21 protein-coding genes and 3 tRNA genes are annotated in these 23404 nt (G+C 41.9%); 16 read left to right on the top strand and 8 right to left on the bottom strand.

The window, feature by feature from the left end:
- Positions 1–22 precede the first annotated feature (22 nt).
- The 10 genes from rsfS (at position 23) to KO511_RS17240 (ending at position 8625) form a co-directional block, all read left to right on the top strand.
- The gene (rsfS, locus tag KO511_RS17285; RefSeq protein WP_215988647.1) at positions 23–340 is read left to right on the top strand and encodes a ribosome silencing factor; all 318 of its coding nucleotides are present in this window, start codon (positions 23–25) and stop codon (positions 338–340) included.
- A gap of 3 nt (positions 341–343) precedes the next feature.
- Positions 344–814: a 23S rRNA (pseudouridine(1915)-N(3))-methyltransferase RlmH gene (gene rlmH, locus KO511_RS17280; protein WP_215988646.1), complete on the top strand. Its 471-nt coding sequence runs from the start codon at positions 344–346 to the stop codon at positions 812–814.
- 8 nt (positions 815–822) lie between these two features.
- Entirely contained in the window at positions 823–2703 is a 1881-nt protein-coding gene (gene mrdA, locus KO511_RS17275) for a penicillin-binding protein 2 (RefSeq protein ID WP_215988645.1), read from the top strand.
- A gap of 2 nt (positions 2704–2705) precedes the next feature.
- On the top strand, positions 2706–3827 hold the full coding sequence (gene rodA / locus KO511_RS17270) for a rod shape-determining protein RodA (RefSeq protein WP_215988644.1): 1122 nt from the start codon (positions 2706–2708) through the stop codon (positions 3825–3827).
- Positions 3828–4610, top strand: a complete 783-nt coding sequence (locus KO511_RS17265; protein ID WP_215988643.1) for a septal ring lytic transglycosylase RlpA family protein — start codon at positions 3828–3830, stop codon at positions 4608–4610.
- Between the two features lie 88 nt (positions 4611–4698).
- Positions 4699–5877 carry a serine hydrolase gene (locus tag KO511_RS17260; RefSeq protein ID WP_215988642.1) on the top strand — a complete coding sequence of 393 codons (1179 nt, stop codon included), beginning with the start codon at positions 4699–4701 and terminating at the stop codon, positions 5875–5877.
- Positions 5878–6005: 128 nt separating this feature from the next.
- Positions 6006–6284, top strand: coding sequence for a DUF493 family protein YbeD (gene ybeD / locus KO511_RS17255; RefSeq protein WP_215988641.1), 279 nt, complete (start codon positions 6006–6008; stop codon positions 6282–6284).
- Positions 6285–6465: 181 nt separating this feature from the next.
- Positions 6466–7119, top strand: coding sequence for a lipoyl(octanoyl) transferase LipB (lipB, locus tag KO511_RS17250; RefSeq protein ID WP_215988640.1), 654 nt, complete (start codon positions 6466–6468; stop codon positions 7117–7119).
- 22 nt (positions 7120–7141) lie between these two features.
- Positions 7142–8107, top strand: a complete 966-nt coding sequence (gene lipA, locus KO511_RS17245; RefSeq protein WP_215988639.1) for a lipoyl synthase — start codon at positions 7142–7144, stop codon at positions 8105–8107.
- A gap of 191 nt (positions 8108–8298) precedes the next feature.
- Entirely contained in the window at positions 8299–8625 is a 327-nt protein-coding gene (locus tag KO511_RS17240) for a hypothetical protein (protein ID WP_215988638.1), read from the top strand.
- A gap of 62 nt (positions 8626–8687) precedes the next feature.
- Here KO511_RS17240 and glyA read toward each other — a convergent pair whose 3' ends face one another.
- Positions 8688–9938 carry a serine hydroxymethyltransferase gene (glyA, locus tag KO511_RS17235; RefSeq protein ID WP_215988637.1) on the bottom strand — a complete coding sequence of 417 codons (1251 nt, stop codon included), beginning with the start codon at positions 9936–9938 and terminating at the stop codon, positions 8688–8690.
- Positions 9939–10301: 363 nt separating this feature from the next.
- Here glyA and KO511_RS17230 point away from each other — a divergent pair, with 363 nt between their 5' ends.
- Positions 10302–10901 (top strand): YitT family protein, encoded by a 600-nt coding sequence (locus tag KO511_RS17230; RefSeq protein WP_215988636.1) that lies wholly within the window; start codon positions 10302–10304, stop codon positions 10899–10901.
- A 44-nt stretch (positions 10902–10945) separates the two neighbouring features.
- Here the strand turns inward: KO511_RS17230 and vexH are convergent, their stop codons facing one another.
- Both vexH and KO511_RS17220 read right to left on the bottom strand, forming a co-directional pair.
- Positions 10946–14056, bottom strand: a complete 3111-nt coding sequence (vexH, locus tag KO511_RS17225; protein ID WP_215988635.1) for a vibriobactin export RND transporter permease subunit VexH — start codon at positions 14054–14056, stop codon at positions 10946–10948.
- Positions 14056–15120: an efflux RND transporter periplasmic adaptor subunit gene (locus KO511_RS17220; RefSeq protein WP_215988634.1), complete on the bottom strand. Its 1065-nt coding sequence runs from the start codon at positions 15118–15120 to the stop codon at positions 14056–14058. Before KO511_RS17220 ends, vexH begins: the two co-directional genes overlap by 1 nt.
- A 465-nt stretch (positions 15121–15585) precedes the next feature.
- Here KO511_RS17220 and KO511_RS17215 point away from each other — a divergent pair.
- The 3 genes from KO511_RS17215 (at position 15586) to KO511_RS17205 (ending at position 15952) form a co-directional block, all read left to right on the top strand.
- Positions 15586–15670 (top strand) — tRNA-Tyr (locus tag KO511_RS17215).
- 56 nt (positions 15671–15726) lie between these two features.
- Positions 15727–15811 (top strand) — tRNA-Tyr (locus KO511_RS17210).
- Positions 15812–15867: 56 nt separating this feature from the next.
- Positions 15868–15952 (top strand) — tRNA-Tyr (locus KO511_RS17205).
- 117 nt (positions 15953–16069) lie between these two features.
- On the opposite strand, the gene treC is transcribed toward KO511_RS17205, so the two are convergent.
- The 5 genes from treC to gmhB all read right to left on the bottom strand — a co-directional run bounded on the left by treC (position 16070) and on the right by gmhB (position 21360).
- Positions 16070–17752, bottom strand: a complete 1683-nt coding sequence (treC, locus tag KO511_RS17200) for an alpha,alpha-phosphotrehalase (RefSeq protein ID WP_215988633.1) — start codon at positions 17750–17752, stop codon at positions 16070–16072.
- A 97-nt stretch (positions 17753–17849) separates the two neighbouring features.
- The gene (gene treB / locus KO511_RS17195) at positions 17850–19274 is read right to left on the bottom strand and encodes a PTS trehalose transporter subunit IIBC (protein WP_215988632.1); all 1425 of its coding nucleotides are present in this window, start codon (positions 19272–19274) and stop codon (positions 17850–17852) included.
- Positions 19275–19466: 192 nt separating this feature from the next.
- The gene (gene treR / locus KO511_RS17190) at positions 19467–20414 is read right to left on the bottom strand and encodes a trehalose operon repressor TreR (RefSeq protein ID WP_215988631.1); all 948 of its coding nucleotides are present in this window, start codon (positions 20412–20414) and stop codon (positions 19467–19469) included.
- Between the two features lie 33 nt (positions 20415–20447).
- Positions 20448–20759: an MliC family protein gene (locus KO511_RS17185; RefSeq protein ID WP_252724426.1), complete on the bottom strand. Its 312-nt coding sequence runs from the start codon at positions 20757–20759 to the stop codon at positions 20448–20450.
- 49 nt (positions 20760–20808) lie between these two features.
- Complete coding sequence (gene gmhB / locus KO511_RS17180; RefSeq protein WP_215988712.1) at positions 20809–21360, bottom strand: D-glycero-beta-D-manno-heptose 1,7-bisphosphate 7-phosphatase; 552 nt, start codon at positions 21358–21360, stop codon at positions 20809–20811.
- 315 nt (positions 21361–21675) lie between these two features.
- Here gmhB and metN point away from each other — a divergent pair, with 315 nt between their 5' ends.
- Together metN and KO511_RS17170 are read left to right on the top strand one after the other, a co-directional pair.
- Positions 21676–22710: a methionine ABC transporter ATP-binding protein MetN gene (metN, locus tag KO511_RS17175; RefSeq protein WP_215988711.1), complete on the top strand. Its 1035-nt coding sequence runs from the start codon at positions 21676–21678 to the stop codon at positions 22708–22710.
- Complete coding sequence (locus KO511_RS17170) at positions 22700–23377, top strand: methionine ABC transporter permease (RefSeq protein WP_215988630.1); 678 nt, start codon at positions 22700–22702, stop codon at positions 23375–23377. The genes metN and KO511_RS17170 overlap by 11 nt, the downstream gene beginning before the upstream one ends.
- Positions 23378–23404: the final 27 nt, after the last annotated feature.

The raw sequence follows: 23404 nt of genomic DNA, 5'->3' as shown, positions 1-23404 counted from the left end.
CCTATACAATGAGGACAACACCTTGCAACTTGAGCAACTGAATAATTTTTTAGTCGAAAAAGCAGATGATATGAAAGCACAACATATCAAAACCTTAAACGTTAAAGGTAAATCAAGTATTACCGACTACATGATTATTTGTACTGGAACGTCAAAGCGCCATGTTAATTCGATAGCCGAGCATGTTGCCAAAGAATCGAAAAATGCAGGCCTTGAACCACTTGGTATTAATGGTGATTCCGAAGGAGAATGGGTAGTACTTGATATGGGTAATGCCATCGTCCATGTCATGCAGGAAGAACAACGTGAGCTTTATCAATTAGAAAAGCTCTGGGGCTAATTTGTGAAGTTACAGTTGATTGCAGTTGGCAACAAAATGCCCAGATGGGTCGAAGACGGCTTTCAAGAATATAAACGCCGTTTTCCTCATGATATGCCCTTAGAACTGGTTGAAATAGCCGCTGGGAAACGCGGTAAAAATGCTGATATAGCAAGAATTTTACAAAAGGAAGGCGAAGCTATGTTAGCTTCGGTACCAAAAGGAAGTAGAATCGTCACCCTAGATATCCCTGGTAAAAAGTGGGATACACCGCAATTGGCACAACAGCTCAATAGTTGGAAACTAGATGGTCGCGACGTATCTATTCTAATTGGTGGGCCAGAGGGCCTTGCTCCAGCCTGCAAAGCGGCTGCCGAACAAAGCTGGTCACTGTCAGCTCTAACACTGCCACATCCATTAGTGAGGATTGTCATGGCAGAAAGCCTTTATCGCGCTTGGAGTATTACTACAAACCACCCATACCACCGAGAATAAAGTACCCAATGATAAGGAAGCACACCCGGTTTAGGGACTATCAAGAAGAAGCAAAGCTATTTAAGAGCCGTGCTATCACCGCTTTCATTGGAATCATCACTATTGTAGGTTTACTCGTTGCCAATCTATACAATATTCAAATCAATCAGTATCAGGATTACAAAACGCGTTCCAACGATAACCGTATAAAAATTGTTCCTATCGCTCCAAACCGCGGCCTTATTTACGACCGTAATGGTAAATTACTTGCAGAAAACCGCCCAGTATTTAGCTTAGAAATTACCCCAGAGAAAATCAAAGACATGCTGGGGACTATAGAACAACTGCGAAAATATCTAGAAATCACCCCCGAACAAGTTGAGAGTTTTGAACGTGAGCGACGCCACTCACGTCGTTTTAAATCCGTGCCTATTTTGACACAATTAACTCAGGAGCAAGTCGCCAAATTTTCCGTCAATCAGCATAAATTCCCCGGTGTAACTGTCAATGCAAACCTCAAAAGACACTATCCATATGGAGAAGTCCTCACCCATGTCATTGGTTATGTATCAAGAATTAATGATAAAGACATGAAAAAGCTTAGCCGTGAGGGCAAAGATGGTAATTATCAGGCGACACGAGACATTGGTAAGCTCGGTATAGAGCGCTATTATGAGGACTTATTGCATGGGACAGCAGGCTATCAAGAAGTCGAAGTAAACAGCCGTGGTCGTATTATTCGCACGCTCAAATATATACCTCCATCTCCAGGTAAAGATATTGTCCTCAACTTAAATATTGACCTGCAGCTGTATATTCATCAATTACTTGCCAAACGTCGTGGTAGTGTCGTTGTGCTAGATCCCAATAATAATGGTGTTTTAGCTATGATTTCCAGTCCAAGTTATGACCCAAATTCTTTTGTACATGGCATATCTAGTAAAGCCTATAACGCCTTACTAAATGATATAAATCGCCCCTTAGTCAACCGAGCTACCCTAGGTATCTACCCGCCCGCTTCTACCATCAAACCTTTTATGGCAGTTGCTGCGCTTCAAGAAGGCGTCGTCACTCCGTATACCACACGCAACGACCCTGGCTATTGGAAAATCCCCAACTCTAAGACCAAACCATTCAGAGATTGGTTACGCTGGGGGCATGGCAAGGTCAATATTGTAAAATCAATAGAAGAATCAGTAGATACTTTTTTTTACCAAATTGCTTACGACATGGGAATTGACCGTATATCAAACTGGATGATGTTGTTTGGTTTTGGCGAAAAAACAGGTATCGATATCTATGAAGAAAGTAAGGCCAACATGCCGACTAAGGAATGGAAAATGTCCCGCCACCGCGTTCCTTGGTACCAAGGGGACACCATCCCTGTAGGCATTGGACAAGGCTATTGGACTGCTACTCCGATGCAAATTGCGAAAGCAACCTCTGTCTTGATCAACCGAGGTAAAGTAATGGCTCCCCACCTTTTAAGAGGCACTATAGATAATGGACAACCATTTGAAGACCAAGTGCTGACTAATAGTGAAACCTACCCTCCAATTGAAGGTGTAAAAAGCCGCTTCTGGGATATGGCCATAGAAGGTATGCGCCTAGTAAATCACGGAGCTAAAGGCACAGCCCGTCGCTCATTCTACAAAACGCCATATACCAGCGGTGGGAAGTCAGGTACCGCGCAAGTATTTGGTTTAGGTGAAGATGAAGAATACAATGCCGAAGAAATTGCCGAACATTTGCGCGATCATGCTTTATTTACCGGTTTTGCTCCCCTCGATGCACCAGAACTGATTGTATCAGTCGTGTTGGAAAATGCTGGAGGGGGCTCATCACAAGGCGGGCCTTTAGTACGAAAAATTTTTGACCATGCGTTAGTAGAAGATAAAGAGGCACAATAATCATGGATTTTGACCCAGCCACAGGCCAAAACCGAGCTCTATTTGAACGTTTCCATATCGACCTTCCTATGTTACTTGGAATTTTGGTATTAATGGCCTTTGGTCTCGTCGTTATGTATAGCGCCAGCGGGCAGAACCTTGGAATGATGGATCGACAAGCAATGCGAATGGCCTTATCTCTAGGTATCATGGTCTTACTTGCACAAATACCGCCTCGGACATACGAAACACTCGCCCCACTCATGTTCACAGTCGGCGTACTCTTGCTACTTGGGGTACTATTTTTTGGGGAGTCCTCAAAAGGAGCTCAGCGCTGGCTAAACCTAGGCTTCGTTCGCTTTCAACCCTCTGAGCTCTTGAAACTCGCAGTACCTTTAATGGTGGCGCGTTTTATTGGCAAACGCTCACTACCACCTAGTTTTCAAACGCTAGTTATATCACTAGTGATGGTATGTGTACCCACGATTCTTATTGCCAAGCAACCAGATCTTGGTACCTCAATATTGATTGCTGCTTCAGGTATTTTCGTGATCTTTCTTGCTGGAATTAGTTGGAAAATCATTTTTGCTGCAGTATGCAGCCTTGGTGCTTTCTTACCTATCTTATGGTTTTTTATGATGAGGGAATATCAAAAAGTCAGAGTAAGAACCCTTTTTAACCCAGAATCCGATCCTCTAGGTGCTGGGTATCACATTATTCAGAGCAAAATCGCCATTGGCTCAGGGGGAATATCAGGTAAAGGCTGGTTACAAGGAACCCAATCTCAACTTGAGTTCCTTCCTGAACGCCATACAGATTTTATCTTCGCTGTTATTGCAGAAGAATGGGGGTTAATTGGCATCTTAATCTTACTTAGCTTGTATTTATTTGTGATTGGCCGAGGCCTTATTTTAGCCAGCAAGGCACAAACTGCTTTTGGCCGAATGATGGCAGGAAGTATAGTATTGAGCTTCTTTGTTTATGTTTTTGTTAATATTGGTATGGTTAGTGGTATTCTACCTGTGGTCGGGGTTCCATTACCTCTGATTAGTTATGGAGGAACATCGATGGTAACTCTAATGGCAGGCTTTGGCATATTGATGTCTATACACACTCATAGAAAAGCATTCTCAAAGGCAACATAAATGATTTTTCGTAATCCTCTACTCGGTATGCTTTGTGCCGCGATCGTTTTATCTGGCTGCTCTTCTGCACCATCAAAACGTTATTCTATCGACGATGACCTTGCACCAAACTCACCGATCTCTGTCGATCATATTGAAGATGCGCATCCTCAGTATGAGCCTTATAGCGTAGGTGGAAATCGTGACTATACCCTAAGAGGGCAGAATTATTCGATTATCAAGGAGCCTCAAGGCTTTAAACAAGAAGGGATAGCTTCATGGTACGGTAAGAAGTTTCATGGTCACTTGACATCAAATGGTGAGGTCTATGACATGTACTCAATGTCCGCCGCCCATAAAACATTACCTATTCCAAGCTATGTAAAAGTCACCAACAAAGACAACGGTAGAACCACTGTTGTTAGAATAAATGATAGAGGACCTTTTCACCACGGCCGTGTTATCGACCTAAGTTACGCGGCGGCAGCTAAACTCGATGTAATACGAACCGGCACTGCCAATATTAAACTAGAAGTCATTTCTGTAGAAAAACCTAGCGCAAAACACAAACAAAAGGCACTGCCTAAATTTGTCGTTCAAGTAGCCTCATCACAACATGAAGATAGAATTCGAACTTTAGCGAAAGATTTGAGTCAAAAACTTTCTGTTAAGACCTACATAAACTCAGATAAAAGCATGCATCGTGTCTTTTTGGGCCCATTTGATGACTATATGCTGACGCAAAAGACATTAGAACAAGTTAAGATATTGGGTTACTCGAGCGCTTTTATAAAATCCCTGTAGTCCTCAAACCAGTTGATGCATGTAGTACACTGGCTTGAGCGATTGTTTCTGTTAAGATATGGACAGTTTATTAAAATCTGTAGTCAATATGAAAAAAACAACGCTAATTAAATCCGTTTTTGCTTCTTCTATTGCGCTTTCCGCAACATTCGCATCTTCCTCGTTCGCCTCACCGATCGTCGTGCCTGATGCACCGCAAATTTCTGCCAAAGGCTATGTTCTGATGGATTATCATTCGGGCAAAGTACTGGCAGAACAAGAAATGAATACAAAATTATCCCCAGCAAGTCTGACTAAAATGATGACGAGCTATGTCATTGGTCAAGAGTTGGAACAAGGAAACATATCTCCTGATGATGAAGTCACCATTAGTAAAAATGCTTGGGCTAAAAATTTCCCTGACTCTTCAAAAATGTTCATTGAAGTGGGTACGACAGTCAAAGTAAACGACCTAAACCGTGGTATTATTATTCAGTCTGGTAATGATGCTTGTGTGGCAATGGCTGAACACATAGCTGGTTCAGAAGATGCATTTGTTGATTTAATGAACGCTTGGGCAGATAGCCTAGGTATGAAAGATACGCATTTTGCTAACGTACATGGCTTAGACAACCCTAATTTATACTCTACGCCTTATGACATGGCACTATTAGGCCAAGCTCTGATCCGCGATGTTCCGGATGAATATCGTATTTACTCCGAAAAAAAATATACTTATAACGGCATCACTCAGTATAACCGTAATGGCTTACTGTGGGATAAAAGCATGAATGTAGATGGCATAAAGACCGGCCACACCAGTAATGCAGGTTACAGCCTAGTTAGCTCAGCAACCGAAGGGCAAATGCGCTTAGTTGCTGTTGTCATGGGCACCAAAAGCGCTAACGCGCGTAAATCTGAAAGTAAAAAACTACTAAGCTACGGCTTTCGCTTCTTTGAAACTGTTGCCCCCCATAAAGCGGGCGAAACCTTTGTCGAAGAAAAAATCTGGATGGGTGATAAAGACACAGTTGCTCTTGGCCTTGATCAAGACACCTATGTCACGCTTCCTCGTGGCCAAGCAAAAAATCTTCAAGCCAGTTTTGTTCTAGAGAAAGAACTAGAAGCGCCAATTAAGAAAGGCGATGTTGTCGGTAAGCTATACTATCAGCTAGAAGGCGAAGATGTCGCTGAATACCCACTTCTTGCTCTGGAAGATGTAGAACAAGGAAGTTTATTCAGTCGTCTTTGGGACTATATAATCATGTTGTTTAAAAGCATGTTTTAATCATCCCAGCTTCCAGACTTGAAAGCCGCGTTTAGCGGCTTTCTTTGTTCTTGGGACCTGTTGAGATTTTACTTGAATAGCAGTACTATTTCGCGCTGGCTAAATGACATCCAATTTGGAGTTTCAAAATGTTGACCATCAACTCAGATGCAAAACTGAAAGATCTGCTTGAGTTCCCTTGCTCCTTTACCTATAAGGTGATGGGCTACGCTAAACCGGAATTGCCGGAAAAAGTACTTGAAGTCATACAAAGACATGCTCCAGGTAGCTATAGCCCCACGGTAAAACCAAGCGCTAAAGGGAATTACAACTCCGTTTCTATAACGATTACAGCAACATCGATTGAACAAGTAGAAGTTCTATATAAAGAGCTTGGTGAGATTGATATAGTCCGCATGGTTCTGTAAATTCATTTGGCTAATCCCAATAAATTTAGAATCAGATTCCATGCCATTTTATTTATATATATCAGATAGATATAAATACCACCTCTCTAAAAATGGTTAAAAATATCTCTCTAATATATAGTTCCATAAACCGAACCAGTTTATAATCTGTAAACTTGATTAACTGACGATAGGATCGGGAATGCAAAACCAGCTTGTTGTAATGCACTTGGGGCGGCAAGACTACGAGCCCATTTGGCGAGCGATGCATGACTTCACAGATACTCGAACTGAGAATACTTGTGATCAAGTTTGGCTTGTTGAACACAACCCTGTTTTCACTCAAGGGCAAGCGGGCAAAGCAGAACATTTAATCAACACTGGTGACATCCCCGTCGTTCAAAGCGATAGAGGTGGACAAGTAACATACCATGGCCCTGGTCAATTAGTTGCTTATTTCCTAATTAACCTTCGGCGCAAAAAGCTGGGTGTAAGAGAGCTCGTTACTTCAATTGAGACTCTCGTTATCAAAACATTAAAGCATTACAATATAGAGTCAACAGCACGACCAGATGCACCAGGCGTCTATGTTAATGATAAAAAGATCTGCTCTTTGGGCCTTAGGATCCGCAAAGGCTGTTCATTTCATGGATTAGCACTTAACGTGAATATGGATTTATCACCTTTTTTACGTATCAATCCATGTGGCTATGCGGGGATGGAAATGGTCCAAATGAGCCAACTTGGTGGACCAAAAGACCTTGCCCAAGTTGAAAAGACATTAGTCGAAGAGCTTGTCGCTTTGCTGGGTTACGAGCAAATAGAATTTAGCACAGAAGCCTCTCCTACGCGATGAGAAGCAAAGAGAAGTAAAAAGCATGAGTAAACCAATCCAAATGGAAAAAGGCGTTAAATACCGTGACGCTGATAAGATGGCACTAATTCCAGTCAAGAATATGCCAACTGAGAAAAAAGAAATTCTACGCAAACCGGACTGGATGAAGATTAAACTGCCTGTTGACAGCCAGCGCATCCAAGAAATTAAATCTGCAATGCGTAAAAACAATCTTCATTCCGTTTGTGAAGAGGCATCCTGCCCTAACTTAGCGGAGTGCTTTAACCATGGAACAGCAACTTTCATGATCCTTGGTGCCATCTGTACTCGCCGCTGTCCTTTCTGTGACGTTGCTCACGGAAGACCTGTTGCACCTGAAGAAAATGAACCACAAAAGCTTGCCCAAACTATTTCAGATATGAAGCTGAAATATGTAGTTATTACATCAGTAGACCGCGATGATCTGCGCGATGGTGGTGCAAAACATTTTGCTGATTGCAACCGCGAGATTCGTGCAAAAAATCCCAACATCCGTATCGAAACTTTAGTCCCTGACTTTAGAGGCCGTATGGACGTGGCACTTGAGCTGTTAAAAGACAACCCACCTGATGTTTTTAACCATAACCTTGAGACCGCTCCACGTTTATATCGTAAGGCGCGTCCAGGAGCTAATTACAAATGGTCATTACAGCTTCTGCAAAAGTTTAAAGAGCAACACCCTGCTGTTCCAACCAAGTCAGGAATTATGATGGGCCTTGGTGAAACGAAAGAAGAAATCATTGACGTTCTAAAGGATCTACGTACTCACGGCGTGACTATGCTAACCCTTGGTCAATATCTTGCGCCCAGCCGCCATCACCTTCCAGTAGAACGTTATGTTCCACCATCTGAATTTGATGAACTGAAAGAAATAGCACTTGAACTTGGTTTTACGCATGCAGCTTGTGGACCGTTTGTCCGCTCTTCCTATCATGCAGATCTACAAGCTCAAGGCATCGAAGTAGGCTAATATTGTAAACTTCAGCGTTAATTTTTCGGCAGCAATACCATTAAAAAAGGTTAACTGACTAGGTTAGCCTTTTTTATTGCTCACTTCTTGAATCAGTCAACCCTTTTATTGTTCACTTCTTGAATGAGATCGCACTATTCTATAGGCTAGCTCTAATAACTCCAAAAACGATATTTTTCCAAGGGATTATAATGAAAAGACTAGGTTTTATTGCTGTAGCAATCGCTGCATTGACTGCGGGTTGCGCATCAAACACTCAACAAGATAACTTCCGTGAAGCATCTTTTGAACTGTGTAATACAGAGGTTGAACTCTATTCTGTTAGCGATGACGGCCGAGTTCGCATCGTCTGCGCAGATGGTTCAAAATTTGCTCTAGCCAGTGAAGAAACTCTTCAAACTATGCGTGACATTAATATTGACTACTGTCACGGAGAAGGGCTGGGGAAATTCAGTGAAAGTCGCAAGTACTATTCATTCAAATGTAAGTCAGGCACACTACTCAGCATTTCTAAATAATTAACTGAAATAAAAAGGCGGCTGATAGATGACATCAACCGCCTTTTTCTGCATTATAAAACTTAAGCGTAAACAGGTAAACGCTTACAGATATCTAAAACCTTAGCCTTCGTTGAGGCTATTACATCTTCATTACCAAGGTTATCTAGTACATCACACATCCAGTTAGCAAGCTCTTTAGCATCAGCTTCAGTAAAGCCACGACGAGTAATAGCTGGCGATCCAATACGAATACCAGATGTTACAAACGGGCTGCGTGGGTCATTAGGTACCGAATTCTTGTTAACTGTGATATTGGCAGATCCTAACGCTGCATCAGCATCTTTACCTGTAATATCCTTGTCAATCAAATCAACTAAAAATAGATGGTTTTCAGTACCATTCGAGACAATTTTAAAGCCACGTTCTTGGAACTGAGCAACCATAGCTTTGGCATTCTTAACCACACGTTCTTGGTAAGCAGTAAACTCAGGCTCAAGTGCTTCCTTGAAAGCAACGGCTTTACCCGCGATAACGTGCATAAGTGGGCCACCTTGGCCACCTGGGAATACCGCAGAATTGAGCTTCTTATACATTTCCTCACCAGCATTGGAAAGGATCAATCCGCCACGAGGGCCTGCAAGTGTTTTATGGGTAGTTGTCGACACGACATGGGCATGGGGGACTGGTGTAGGGTATACACCAGCAGCAATAAGACCGGCAACATGGGCCATATCAACAAATAAGTAGGCATTAACCTTGTCGGCAATGTCACGCATACGTGCCCAGTCAACAATTTGAGAGTAAGCTGAAAAACCACCAATGATCATCTTAGGCTTATGCTCTAATGCCAGTGATTCCATTTCATCGTAGTTAATCTGGCCTGCTTCATCAATACCGTAAGGAATGATGTTGTAATGCTTGCCTGAGAAGTTAACCGGTGAGCCATGAGTCAAATGACCACCATGTGCTAAACTCATTCCCAATACAGTATCACCAGGATTAAGCAATGCCATATAAACGGCACTATTTGCTTGTGAACCAGAATGAGGTTGAACATTAGCATACGCACAACCAAAAAGTTGACATGCACGATCAATCGCTAAGGCTTCAGCTTTATCAACATACTCACAGCCACCGTAGTAGCGCTTTCCAGGATAGCCTTCAGCATACTTGTTAGTAAGTTGAGAGCCCTGTGCTTCCATGACTCTTGGACTGGTATAATTCTCTGACGCAATAAGTTCTATATGCTCTTCTTGGCGACGAGTTTCTTCTTGGATCGCAGTGAACAATTCCGCATCATAATCTGCAATGTTCATATCACGCTTTAGCATCTATATCTCCTAACTCAGAGTTAAACTGAAATTGATAAAAATCTACGAATAGCCTATTAACCTACATAAATAAACCCACGCAAACGTTTGCATTGCGTTAATAGCGCGCATTCTACATAATTTGATGATAGCCATAAAGAGAAAATTATACTTTTTCTTATAAGGGCTTTTCACGGAGTGACGCAGAAGGTGTCACCTATTGTTGCCAAAAAAGTATATGGATAACAAAAGTGTCAATTTTTCTCTTTACGGATCGTAAAACGATAAGTACATAGGTTTACCTGAAATGTATCTACCAAGCTACCGAAATCGATTTTTTTTCACTACCATGCCTGCCATTATTTACTATTTTATTTTTATTCAATGGACAAACATTCACCCAAAGAAGACTGGATGGCGATTTTAACTGGCTCATTTCTTGTCGCACAAGGCATTTTCTTTCTTCAATCTGCCAAATTGTTAACCGGCGGGACAACAGGCTTAGCTCTTTTGTTTAGTCAGTTCGTACCGCTTTCTTTTGGCGTAGTTTATTTTCTAACCAACTGCCCTTTTTATGTTCTTGCATGGCGTCGATTTGGTCCTCGATTTGCAACAAGTAGTATGATTTCAGGTGCTCTGGTATCTGTACTGTCTGATCACCTTTACCTTGTTATCAGCCTAGAAACAATTAACAGCGTGTACTGCGCTGTAGCTGGAGGACTGTTGATGGGGTTAGGTATGCTGATTTTATTTCGCCATTGCTCGAGCCTTGGCGGATTCAACGTACTTTGCTTATTCATACAAGATAAATATGGCATTTCTGCTGGTAAATGTCAGCTAGCCATTGACTGCTGTATTCTCGCCACTTCATGCTTTTTTGTTTCACTCACCAGCATATCTTTATCTATTCTAGGTGCCATTTTACTCAATATAGTCCTGGCAATGAATCACAAACCTACCCGCTACTCTGTCCACTACGGATAGCATTCATTCACCCAGCTCCTTATTACTAAAGAGCTGGGTGAGACTTAGTGTGAACTGCGCGCTTTCACATCATGGCTAAGTTCCTTGTTTAATTCAGCTTCGACATGCCCAGGCGATCGAGTTGATATTGAAATAAGTCGATACATTGCAGGAATAACAAACAAAGTAACTAACGTCGCAAAGCCCATTCCAAAGAAAATAACGCTCCCGACAGCCACTCGACTCTCATATCCAGCGCCAGAAGAAAAGATCAGTGGTATCGCCCCAGCCAAGGTAGTGAAGGCCGTCATCATAATAGGTCGTAAACGTCGAGCTGACGCATCAATAATCGCTTTTTCAAATGCAAAACCTCTATCACGTAGCTGGTTAGCAAACTCGACAATTAAAATACCATTCTTGGTTACCATACCAATCAACATTATCATGCCTATTTGGCTGTATATATTGAGTCCTTGCCCCATAACTAGTAGTCCTATAAAGCCACCAAATATTCCCATGGGTACTGTGAACATAACAACTAAGGGGTTGATAAAGCTCTCAAACTGCGCCGCTAATACTAGGTAAGCAACAAGCAAAGCTAAACCAAATACAAGCAAAATACTCGATTGATTCTCCTTATAATCTTTTGATTCCCCGGCATAACTGACCGAAACATCACCAGGCAGTATCTCAATAGCTTGTTGGTCTAAATAGTCTAACGCCTCTCCTAAGGTATAACCTTCTGATAAGTTAGCCGTTACTGTGATTGATTTTTGTTTATTGAAGTGAGACAAGCGAATAGATGAAGCGACTTCTTCTATCTTAGTTACCGCATCTAAAGTGACTAACTCGCCAGAGCTAGTCCTTAAGTAGATTTGACTAAGATCCGTTGCATTATTAAAACGGTTTTCATCACCACGTAAATACACATCGTATTCTTCACCACGCTCAATAAAGGTCGTTTCACTTTTCCCTCCCAGCATAATTTCAAGCGTATCAGAAATATCTGAGATACTAATACCTAGCTCAGCGGCTCGCTGTTTATCTACATTCACCACTAACTCTGGTGTGCGCTCTGAGTAATCAATATCAGCACCTTCCATCATGGGAGAAACTTCGGCAAGCTGCTCTATTTTCTCTGCCCAGGCTTTTAGTTCAGAGTAATCAGCGCCACCCAAAACAAACTGGACTGGTTCACTAGAGCCACCTCGAAAGCCTGGCATAAACGGGAATATACGCACATCAGGAATACCACTTAGCGCTTGTTTTACTTTAGCTAAAGCTTGTGTGGCTGTTACATCACGATCATTCCAATCATCAAGTATCATGATAACAAATCCAGTCTGGTCACCAGCATTACCACCAAAAGCAGGCGACTGAATACTAAATGATTTGAGAAATCCTCCTCCCAACATTGGCAGTAAACGTTGCTCAACGCTTTCCATATTTGCCGCCATTCGGTTGTAACTGGTTGCATCAGCCCCCCTAACAAAAGCAAACACAACACCACGGTCTTCTGATGGAGCTAATTGAGAAGGTATCTGTTGCATTAACCCCCAACTTCCTGCCACACAAGCCAAAATAATAATAGGAGCAGACCACGTCCACTTTAAGGTCATTGAGAGTAGCTTCCGATAACCCGTTTCAAGACAGGAGAAAAGACGATCAACACGTTGATTAAATCGATTTGGCTTCACATTCGCTTTTAATAAGTGGCTACTCAGCACAGGAGTCAAAGTCAATGCAATGAGAGACGAAAAAATAACAGCCATCGCGAGCAAAACAGAGAACTCAGTAAACAGTAATCCAACCATACCGTCCATAAAAGAGATAGGCAGAAAAACCATCACCAAAACCAATGTGGTTGCCACAACAGCAAATCCAACTTCTCGCGTTCCTTTATAAGCGGCTAGGAGCGGCTTTTCACCTCTTTCAATATGATGAAATATGTTCTCTACCACCACAATCGCATCATCAACAACTAAACCAATGGATAAAATAAGTGCCATTAAAGTAATAAGGTTTACTGAAAAACCAAAGTAGTAAGCGGCGATAAAAGAAGAGGTTAAAGCAACCGGAACGGTAACAGCAGGAATAAGGGTCGCCCTAACTTGGCCAATAAAAATATAAAGAACGAGAACAACTAAACCCCCTGTGATAAATAAAGTGTTATAGACTTCTGTGATAGAGCGTTCTATAAATACTGTCGAGTCATAATCAATGGCAAGCCGAGTCCCCTCTGGTAAAAACTTCTGGATTTTTTCCACTTCCTCATGAACTCGATCTGCCACATCAAGCGGGTTAGCGTCAGACTGCGGCACTATCCCCATGCTGACATTAACAATGCCATCACTTTTAAAAGTAGAGCTCTCATTTTCAGCACCAATAAACACATCAGCCACATCTTTGAGATATATTGGAGCATTATCGCTGGCTCGCTTTACCACCAAATATTCAAAGTCTTCAGCTTTGTTGTAGCTTCGCGCGGTGCGTACAGACATGACGATTTGGTCATTACGTACTTCCCCGCCAGGGCTCTCAATATTTTCATTATTAAGTGCAGTGGTGATATCGGCTGTTGTTACTCCACGTCCTGCCATTTCGGCTGGCTTTAGCCTGACGTACATTACTTTATAAAGACCGCCTGATATATCCACAGAACTCACACCCGAAATGAGACTGAACCTATCTAGAAGTACTCGATCAACGTAATCAGTTAACTGTGTCCGATCCATTTGAGAAGAACTCAAATTAATATATAAGGAGGCTTCACCAGAGCCATTGTTCTTATAGACAATCGGATCATCAGCTTCATCAGGTAAAGACCTCTGCGCTCTAGATACCGCATCTCTAACATCACTCACGCCAGTATTAAGATCATAACCAAGCTCAAAGGTAATCATGATTTGCGACATACTATTTCGTGTGGTTGACTCAATTTGATCAATACCACTTATACCGGATAATTGATCCTCCAGTATTGACGTAATCTGACTTTCAATTATGGTTGCAGAGGAGCCTTCATATCGAGTACTGATAGAAACCACTGGGCTTTCAATATCAGGCATTTCACGCACAGCGAGCTTATTAAATGAAACAATACCGAATACACATAGGAGCAAACTAAGTACGACCGCAGCAACAGGCCGTTTTACTGCAACATCAGATAACCACATTAGCCAGCTCCTTCCAGTAGAGCCTCATCTGACTGACTACTCTGATTAAGCTCAGTTACAGAAATCCCGTCACGCATATTAACTATACCTTGAACAACAATTTTATCGCCAATTGATACCCCTCGCTCTATGACAACCTGATTACCAATACGAGCACCCAAAAAGACTTGAGTTCGCTTAACCTTATTGTTCGCATCAACAAGGTACACGTAGCGTTTAGTGCCTGAATATTCAAGAGACTGTACTGCGATAATAGGAGCCTCTAAAGCAGTGAAAGCCATGGTTGCCGTCACTAACATACCAGGTTTAAGCTTACTGATTGGATTTAGAAAGTGAATCCGTACTCGTAAGTTCAAGGTCTCCTGATTGATTCTCGAATCCACACCTACAACCTGTCCCCTGAATTCTTGGCCATTCCAAGCAGCCGTTGTCGCTATGACTTCCATTCCTTTAGAAATTTGTGATAGGTAACGTTCCGGCACTTGCAGATCAAGCTGCATCACCGATAGATCATCCAATGTAACTAACTCATCCCCTGCGGTGACTAACTTACCAAGACTAAAATCAATAAAACCGACGGTTCCTGAAAAAGGCGCTTTGATATGCAAGTCACTAAGGTCAGCCTTGGCTGCATCCAAGCGTGCCCCAGCGATGTCGACACTCGCTTTCTGAGCATCAATCTCGGTTTGAGTAATCGCATTGCTTTTCGCCAACCGTTCAAATTCTTTAAGTTTACGTAGTTCATCAGTAAGATAAGCATTTGCTTCAGCAATACTGGCCTTAGCTTTATCATCATCTAACTGAATAAGCATCTGATCGGTGTTAACTTGCTGATTCGCTTTTACAGCAATCCTATTCACTCGACCAGTCACTTCAGAGGCTATAACCACGGATTGTTTGGCTTCAATTTTACCCACTAAAGTTAATGATTGAGAAATTTGATGACTTTGGACTTGTTCTGTTACTACAGTGACGGCTTGCATCTGACCATTTCGAGCACTGGCCACTGACGTTATTACCGCCAATGAAAACGAAACGATACTTAGAATAATTGTTTTTTTCATGATTAGGTTCTGTATCAAAAAGCTACATATAGTTTACTTGGTTAACAACATTAAAAACGTCAAGCAATGTAAAGAGAAAGAAATAAACTGTAAGTTCAGACTTTGGTTCATTCGGTCATATTATCCGCCCTATCCACAATCAATAACTCCACTCTTTATGCTGTTTGGAGTGATTTACAACCCTCAACATCATCAAAATATACTCAATTAGGATGAGAAGCCTTAGTGCTAGATATGACTAAAGCGCCTACACTCTACTCCAAAAAAAACTAAATCAATGAAATTTAAGAGAAAATAAACTTATCTTTACTAAATTAATACTCATTCCTTCCCTCTTTGCCCAAAAAGTCAGCATTCAATTCAAAATTACAAGAAAAGGCTTTACAGCTTTAACGAGTTTGCTATCATTCGGTCCTCGCTTGATTGATGTGTTGGGAAGACATCGATTAAGGATAAAAATACCCTGGAGGGGTTCCCGAGTGGCCAAAGGGATCAGACTGTAAATCTGCTGGCACTGCCTTCGATGGTTCGAATCCGTCTCCCTCCACCATATTTAACGCTTGATTGCTGTGTTGGGAAAACATCGATTAAGGATAAAAACACCCTGGAGGGGTTCCCGAGTGGCCAAAGGGATCAGACTGTAAATCTGCTGGCACTGCCTTCGATGGTTCGAATCCGTCCCCCTCCACCATATATAAGGCTTGATTGCTGTGTTGGGAAAACATCAATTAAGGATAAAAACACCCTGGAGGGGTTCCCGAGTGGCCAAAGGGATCAGACTGTAAATCTGCTGGCACTGCCTTCGATGGTTCGAATCCGTCCCCCTCCACCATATTCAATATAACCAGCTCTCTTGAGCTGGTTTTTTTATATCTTTAATTCTCCCTCTCCCCAAAAAACAAAAAACCCTGCTAAGCAGGGCTAAAAGACAACACTAAAGAGGGTGTGTTTACTTTTCAAATAAGATAATTCGCGTTTCATACGGGCGCAGAACCTGAAGTAAAGGCACCTTCTCTGTCAAATCTACATAGTTGCCCAACAGGTATTTAGCTTTACTGATGTCACATTCTTCAGGAAGAAAGCATTGTGCTTCAACAGCGTAAAAATTATTTAAACAGATCAGGGTTTGAGTTTCATTCTGACGCTGGTAACCAAAAATCTGTTTGTGTTGTGGGTAAAGATCTTGATAATTGCCAGACGTAATCACGTCAACATTCTTACGCAAAGCAATCAAATTTTGGTAGAAATAAAATACCGAGTTATTGTCATCAACCGCTTGAGCAGCATTAACATCACAATAGTTATCGGCAATATCAAGCCAAGGTTGAGAAGCAGAAAACCCCGCGTGTCGCTCTGAATTCCACTGCATGGGTGTACGTGAGTTATCACGTGATTTCTGCGCTAAAATAGCCATCATCTCATCAGAACTAACACCATTTTGATTGACCATGATGTCATATATGTTGGTACTTTCGACATCGCGATACTGAGCAATAGAGGTATAGCCAGGATTAGTCATGCCTATCTCTTCACCTTGGTATATATAGGGTGTTCCCTGCATCATATGGATAGAAGCTCCGAGCATCTTTGCTGACTCAATTCGATACTGCTCATTATCCCCAAAACGACTAACAACTCGAGGCTGGTCGTGATTACACCAAAACAATGCCCCCCACCCTTGACCATTTAGCCCGGTTTGCCAGTGGTTAAAAATCTCTTTGAGCTGAATAAAATCAAACTGTGCCTTCGTCCATTTTTCACCATTAGGATAATCTACTTTAAGGTGATGAAAATTAAACACCATTGAAAGCTCTTTGTTATCAAGTGAAGAATATCGCTGACAATGCTCAAGAGAAGTTGAGGACATCTCTCCTACTGTAACACTGCCATATTTTCGAAACACATCTTCACTTATCTCCTGCAAATATTCATGCACACGTGGGCCGTCAGTATAAAAACGACGTCCATCCCCCACTTCATCATTTGGAAAATCCTGCTGCTTAGAAATCAGATTAATGACATCAAGACGAAATCCATCAACGCCTTTCTGTGCCCAAAAGCTAATCACTTCTTTGACGGCTTGACGCACATCCGGATTCTCCCAGTTAAGATCCGCTTGCTCTTTCGCAAAGAGGTGCAAGTAGTACTGACCAGTTTTACTATCTAACTCCCAAGCACTACCTCCAAACTTAGATTGCCAATTGTTGGGCTTCTCATCGTCAACAGGATCTTTCCAGATATAGTAATCACGGAAAGGACTGTTTTGGTCTCCCAAAGCTGATTGAAACCAAACATGCTCAGTAGATGTATGATTAACAACAATATCCATGACAATACGAATGCCTCTCAGGCGAGCTTCTGTCACCAGTTGCTCGAAGTCTTGCATAGTACCAAAGTCAGGATTGATAGCGTAATAATCTGAAATATCATAGCCGTTATCAATCATCGGAGACTGATATACCGGAGTGAGCCAAATCGCGTCGACGCCAAGTAACTTCAGGTAATCCAGCTTGGAAATTATTCCTTGAAGGTCGCCAGTCCCTTTATCACCACTGTCACAAAAGCTTTTAGGATAAATCTGATATATAGAGGCCTTTTTCCACCAATGCTGATCAGGTGTGCTTAATGTCATTGTCTCGTTCACTTACCAAAAAATAAAAATTATAAAATAGTTGAATCATCATCAAGATCTGTTGAGCCTATAATTAATGCCTCGACCAGAATCGTTGCTAAGCGTTTACAGGTTCTAACTCACCTTTTATTTGAGCACGCTTGTAGAAAAATAAAGTCAAAGCAGTAGGCACCATTATTGCCACTAAGATGGCGACAGAGTAAATCCCCCAAAATTGTGGCTGAATTGAAAGAATACCGGGCAAGCCACCAACACCAATACCATTTGCCATCACCCCTGCACTGCCGCAAATAGCAGCCGCAATAGCACTACCAATCATTGCACTGAGCATAGGGAACTTGTATTTCAGGTTAATTCCGTACATTGCAGGCTCTGTTACCCCTAAATACGCAGATATCGCAGCAGGAACGGAAATATCACGTTCACCATGTTTTTTACTAATAATAATAATGCCAACAACAGCCGAGGCTTGAGCAATATTAGACAGAGCAATCAGTGGCCATATTGGCGTGCCACCTAAATCTTGCATTAATTGCAGATCGACAGCGTTAGTGGTGTGGTGAATACCAGTGATAACTAATGGTGCATACAAAAAGCCAAATATACTCGAACCAATGATGGCAAAGTCTCCTGTCATTGCTGCTTTAGCAGCAAATGCCACACCATCACCCAGTATGCGTCCAAATGGACCAATTAAAGAATGTGCTAATACCACAGAGACAATGATCGAAACAAAAGGCACGACGACTAGATAGAGATAAGAAGGTACAATGCGCTTAAGATTGGTTTCAATAAAAGCTAACGCTACTCCAGCTAACATTGCGGGTATCACTTGTGCCTGATAACCCACTTTTTCAATCGTAAACCAACCAAAATCCCATACATCCGGTATTTGCTGACCGATCAAATACGCATTCATTAACTGAGGTGATACCAAGGTCACTCCAAGAGTAATCCCCAAAATTGGCGTACCTCCGAGTTTCTTAACGGTTGACCAGCACACACCGACAGGGAGGAAAAAGAAGATAGCTTCACCTATTAGCCATAAAAAGCTATGGACAGTAGCCCAAAACTGACTAATTTGGGTCAAGGAGTGGCCATCGAACATTTTGATGTCACCAATCACATTACGAAAGCCTAGAATCAAACCACCTGTAATAATTGCTGGTAATAGCGGAACAAAAATTTCTGCAAGATGCGATATACCACGCTCTAAAACGTTCATGTTTTGGCGAGCAGCCAGCTTAGCTTCATCTTTTGATGCACTAGATTGACCAGAAAGTTCCGTCAGAATCTTATATACTTCATCAACATTAGTGCCAATAACAACTTGAAACTGGCCAGCATTAGTAAAACAACCTTTCACTAAAGGCAGAGCTTCCAAGGCTTTTGTATCAGCCTTGCCAGTATCGTTTAATACAAAGCGAAGCCGAGTCAAACAATGACTCACACTAGCAATATTATCGCGTCCACCGACATTCTCTATTAGGTGCTCGACCTCTTGCCTCGAAATCTTGCTCATAATCATATCCACCCTGAATTGGACTCTCATTTTACTCAGCTCACTTCATGCCGAGCAAAGAATTATAATAAAAATGGGAACATTCCCAAGCTGAGTTCAATACTGTCAAATCTATCGAAAGATATAAATGGGAACGATCCCAATTATTGAATAAGATCACAGTATAATTTTAAACCACATAAAATAAGGAAGTTAATTTGGAATTGGACCTTGAGTAAGATGGACAGGCTCAACGATGTCATTAATGCAAGAAATCAGAAGGTTAGCGGCCTTCTCTCCAGCTTTGGCGTAACCAGGATCAATACTAAAGACGCTGGGGAAAAGAAACGATAATAACTCACTACCTCCCACACCTGTAACCATCACATCTTCTCTACCAAGCTCCTGGAGTCGTTTGATAACCCCTAGTGCCAAAGTATCACTTGCACAGCTAATCGCCTGAGTGCCCTTTGTTAAAACTTGATCAACCAACTTATAAGCGCTTTCGAGGTCAAGCTGACCTGTTTGGTAATTGACTTGACGCCCATTTTCATCGCACCAATCAAGATAGGCTTGTAAACGTAAATGACCCGTTGTTTGATCTAAAGGATCAACACCTATGAAAGCAATCTCTTGAACGCCATGGCGATCTAGATGCTCTAGCGCTAAGCGAATCACACCATCATTGTCATAATTAATCGATGACGTCGCATTGGTATCCATAGCAATAACCACAGATCTTCCCTGCCAACTTGCTAACCGTTCAACATCAAAGTGGCTAAAACCAAAAACGATTACGCCATCTACATTACGTTTGCCAAGTACCTCAAGATGTTCATTGGCTAAGCGACGATTCAATTGACTTTCCATAATGACAGCGTCATACCCATTACGATATAACACCTGCAACATGCTACCGACCGCTCTGTTTTCTGATGGCGAATCTAAACGGGAAATAATCACCCCAACGACTTTCTGACTGCCACCACGCATGGCCTGCGCTGATTTAGAAGGAACATAACCAGATTCTTCTATAACACGCTCGACTTTTGCCCTAGTTGCAGGTTTGACTTTAGGATCATTAGTCAAAACACGAGATACGGTAGATTTCCCAACACCTGAAAGTGCTGCGATATCAACAATGGTCAGTTTTTTACTCATAATTCCTTTTGGAAAATTAATCAGTTAAAACAGCTATATTTTACAACCCTTATAAACTTCAGATCCAACTTCTAGACGCGCATAATCGCCCTTTGTATGTAAAATCAGAGGATGGGTGGTCGATTTTGTATCACTTTTGAGAATGTATTTCACCCCAGAGCCAGCAGGAACATGCATTAACGAATATTCTTCATTAGCCAGCCTAAGTACTGCATTTTCATGATCTTCTGAAAATACCACATCAAAGTGTTTATCTGATGGGCAGTAATAAGTCACATACTGGGAGCTACAACTCTGCAATATGATAGCGAACAAAGCGATGTTCAGTACTTTCAAATTCATCATTCTTTACCTAGTAAAAGAGACCTTATTAAATCGCTGCTACGCCGTTCCTTTATTGTGATAAATACTCAGGAACATCTTTGATGCTATCAAGCACAACAGATGCTAAAGCTTGTCCCTGCTCCGTTACCGGCTTACCCGTTCGAACCAATATACGCGTAGCAACTTCACCAGCCTGAGCGGCCATCATATCCTCAGCTTTGTCACCCACCATCACAGAGTTAGCCATATCGATATTGAGAAAGTCACGCGCGGAAATAAACATACCTGGTTTGGGCTTTCTGCAATCACAATCTTGTTGATATTTTCCTTGCCCATGCTCTAAGTGGTGAGGACAGTAATAAAAGCCGTCAAATTCGACCCCATTATCAACAAAATTCCAATCCATCCACTGGGTAAGCGATAAAAAACGTTCCTCACTAAACTTCCCACGAGCGATACCAGATTGGTTAGTAACCAACACCAGCATATAGCCCATATCTTTGAGTTTTTTTGTTGCTTCAAACACCCCTTCAATAAATTCGAAGTCATGCTCGTCGTGTACATAACCGTGATCGACGTTAATGACGCCATCACGATCCAAAAAAACAGCTGGTTTTGGCAACATGTATTTCTCTATATTTACTATTTATTACTCGCCTTTCAGGATTGCGTTTTGCTAGAAAGGCCTACACATGCTTAAATTATTACACGCTTTATTTCATTCAGCACTATCTAATTCCTCTTCGGTTAGATGAAAAAAGGCATTTAGACGTCTAGACGTAAAAATATCTATTGACAGGTTTCGTATGAAGCCATAGCATCTGTTATCTATACGGCATAGTGTCAAACACTCTACTATTCACTGGGAGTTGCTAGCTTTCAAGCATCATTGATGTTCAAAGCGTTAGCTGGCCCTAACCTGTTCTCGGATTTCTCGATGATTGAAATAAATCAAGTAAACAAAGTATTTCTGCAAGGAAGCAAAGAGATACATGCTCTCAAGGATATTAACCTTGATATACCTCAGGGAACCATATTTGGTGTGATTGGTTCATCAGGAGCAGGGAAAAGTACGCTGATTCGTTGCGTCAATATGTTGGAAGCACCAACGAGTGGTTCCATTATTGTCGATGGTATAGATCTAACAAGGTTATCTAAATCACAACTTAGTGAAACCCGTCGTAATATAGGCATGATTTTCCAGCATTTTAACCTGCTGTCATCTCGTACTGTTTTTGATAATGTGGCCTTGCCTCTCGAACTTGCTGGAAAAGAAAAAACACATGCCCAACACAAGGTGACGGAACTACTTAACCTTGTCGGTCTGGCTGATAAACACGAGAGCTACCCATCGAATTTAAGCGGTGGACAAAAGCAACGTGTTGCTATTGCAAGGGCGTTAGCATGCGATCCAAAAGTCTTATTGTGTGATGAAGCCACCAGCGCTCTTGATCCTGCTACCACGCAATCAATTCTTGAATTGCTAAAAGAAATCAACCGTAAGCTCAACATCACAATTCTTCTTATCACACATGAAATGGATGTAGTAAAAAGTATCTGCCATGATGTTGCGATTATAGGTGGTGGGGAGCTAGTTGAAAGTGGCTCAGTAGGTGACATCTTTGCTCACCCTAAAACTGATCTCGCCCATGAATTTATTCGCTCAACGCTCGATTTATCTATCCCTGATGATTATCAGGCACGCCTTCAACCAACACGAGTAGAGGGCAGTTATCCGTTAGTACGCCTTGAATTTACTGGAGCAACGGTTGACGCACCAGTGATGAGTCAAATTGCACGCAAGTTTAATATTGACGTCAGTATTCTTAGTTCTGATCTCGATTACGCTGGCGGCGTTAAATTCGGCATGATGGTCGCAGAGCTCTTTGGGAATGAAAATGATGACAACGGTGCGATTGAATTTTTGCGTGAACATAATGTAAAAGTAGAGGTACTCGGTTATGTCCTTTGACGTTCTTTCACAGTGGTTACATATCAATAGCCAACTTTTAATCACCGCAACTTGGGAAACTCTATATATGGTGGCAGTTGCAGGTATAGTGGGCTTCGCTGTCGGCATCCCTTTAGGGGTTATTCTACATACCACTAAAAAAGATGGCTTGCTGGAAAACACCAAGCTGAACCGTTTATTGGGTGCAATCGTTAATGTTGGCCGCTCGGTTCCCTTTCTCGTGTTAATGGTCGCCATCATTCCAGTCACTAAAATTCTAGTGGGTACTTTTATTGGCACAACTGCCGCCATTGTCCCGCTCACCATTGGAGCCATTCCGTTTGTTGCTCGCCTGATTGAAAGTGCTTTACTCGAAGTTCCAACGGGTTTAGTAGAAGCCGCACAATCTATGGGCGCAACACCTCTACAAATCATCACTAAAGTTTTATTGCCTGAAGCGCTACCCACTATAGTTAACTCAGTTACTATTACGCTTGTCACTTTGGTTAGTTACTCAGCAATGGCAGGCACCGTTGGTGGCGGTGGACTGGGTGATGTAGCCATTCGCTATGGTTTTCACCGCTATGATGTGGTGATCATGGCGGTAACAGTCGTGATGTTAATTGTTTTAGTACAAATTATTCAATCGATCGGCGATGCCCTTGTGCGCCGAGTCGATCATAGATAACAATATTTGAATTGAAGTTAAGGAGAA

Origin of the sequence: Vibrio hepatarius, from assembly GCF_018860525.1 — a bacterium.
Lineage (GTDB): Bacteria > Pseudomonadota > Gammaproteobacteria > Enterobacterales > Vibrionaceae > Vibrio > Vibrio hepatarius_B.
This window is presented reverse-complemented; position numbering and strand designations above follow the sequence as displayed.